General features: G+C 35.5%; 1 protein-coding gene and 2 pseudogenes. 2 read left to right on the top strand and 1 reads right to left on the bottom strand.

The genetic code is table 11. The features are described 5' to 3' along the window. Positions 1-121 precede the first annotated feature (121 nt). Together ACKTSG_RS14255 and ACKTSG_RS14250 are read left to right on the top strand one after the other, a co-directional pair. Positions 122-466, top strand: a pseudogene (locus ACKTSG_RS14255) (FtsX-like permease family protein); the annotation flags it as partial. A gap of 4 nt (positions 467-470) precedes the next feature. Then, positions 471-1,145 carry an ABC transporter ATP-binding protein gene (locus tag ACKTSG_RS14250; RefSeq protein ID WP_056962251.1) on the top strand — a complete coding sequence of 225 codons (675 nt, stop codon included), beginning with the start codon at positions 471-473 and terminating at the stop codon, positions 1,143-1,145. Between the two features lie 59 nt (positions 1,146-1,204). Here ACKTSG_RS14250 and ACKTSG_RS14245 read toward each other — a convergent pair. Then, positions 1,205-1,408: pseudogene (locus tag ACKTSG_RS14245) on the bottom strand (IS5/IS1182 family transposase); the annotation flags it as partial.

Raw genomic sequence — 1,408 nt, 5'->3', positions numbered from 1 at the left:
TGAGCGCGCTCGAGCTCAGCGACGAGCTGCCAAGGTAGTCGTAGCCAGCTAACTCAACTCATCAAAGATAACAGTTCATCTCACGGTGTCGTGCCATGGGGTGGCTAACTTGTTCTTGCAATTTGCGTATATTATTATTCTAATTGTTATTTCAATTTTCTTGTATATTCTGACCGTTCAAAAATTACCCAACTTAGGTGTCTTGAAGGCGCAAGGAGTCTCAACGCAATATCTTGTTTTGAGTACGTTATTTCAATCATTTATTATGTCAGTTATTGGCGTTATTATAGCCATTATATTAGGTGAAATAACAGCTATTACGTTACCCAGCGAGGTACCCATTGTCATCGATAAAAGTAATATTATTTTAACTGGAATCGGTATTATTATTATGTCCTTGTTGGGTGCATTGATACCAATTCGCCAAATTGCCAAAGTTGATCCTTACAAAATTATTGGAGGTTAATTTCATGTCAAATCTAATTTTTGACTCAGTCACAAAAATTTTTGGTGAAGGGAGTAGTAAGTACGTAGCACTAGAAAATATTAATTTCGAAGCAGAAAGCGGTCAGCTTATTTTAGTTGTAGGGCCATCAGGATCAGGAAAAACTACATTTTTGACTATAGCAGGCGGACTACAGACACCAACTAATGGTGACGTAAAAATAAATGACAGTACAATTAACAGTTTGTCCAAAAAACAACAAACAAAATTAAGATTGGAAAAAATAGGATTTGTTTTACAATCTTATAACTTAGTCCCATTTTTAACGGTCGAAGAACAGTTTAAATTCGTAGATAAACTAAAAAAACAAAATTTGACTGAACAAAGAATGCATGATCTTCTTTCTGATTTAGGACTTTTAGAACTGCTAAAAAAATATCCTAATCAACTTTCTGGTGGACAAAAGCAGCGTGTGGCAATTGCTAGAGCATTATACACTGATCCTGACTATATTTTAGCAGATGAACCCACAGCCGCATTAGATACAGATAGATCCATGAAAGTAATCGAGTTACTCAGAGATTTAGCGCACAAAAGAAATAAAATTATTATTGTAGTTACTCATGACTTAAGGTTAAAAGATATGGCAGACAAAGTTTATCAGATAATTGACGGTAAAATGACAATCCTGGAGAAGTAATTTAATTTATGAGGCAGATTGTAAAATTTAAGTTGAACATTTAAGTAGTGGCTGTTCAACTAGGCCACCATATTCTCAATGCTAGTAGTAAATTTGTACCGGAAACGATAGGTTTGCCCTTCGTTCGTGGTTAAAATTAAAATTGGTATAGCAAACACTCTCAAGAATGTCAGCGCATTGCTTAATACCATTGCCCTATCGATTTTAACGGCCAATGACTCAACTGTTCGGGTATTGACTAAGTCCAAGCCTACTGACCCTTT

Origin of the sequence: Lacticaseibacillus salsurae (assembly GCF_045862175.1) — a bacterium.
Taxonomy (GTDB): Bacteria; Bacillota; Bacilli; order Lactobacillales; family Lactobacillaceae; genus Lacticaseibacillus; species Lacticaseibacillus salsurae.
Note: the sequence above shows the minus strand (reverse complement) of the source record. Positions and strands in the feature narration are given on the sequence as shown.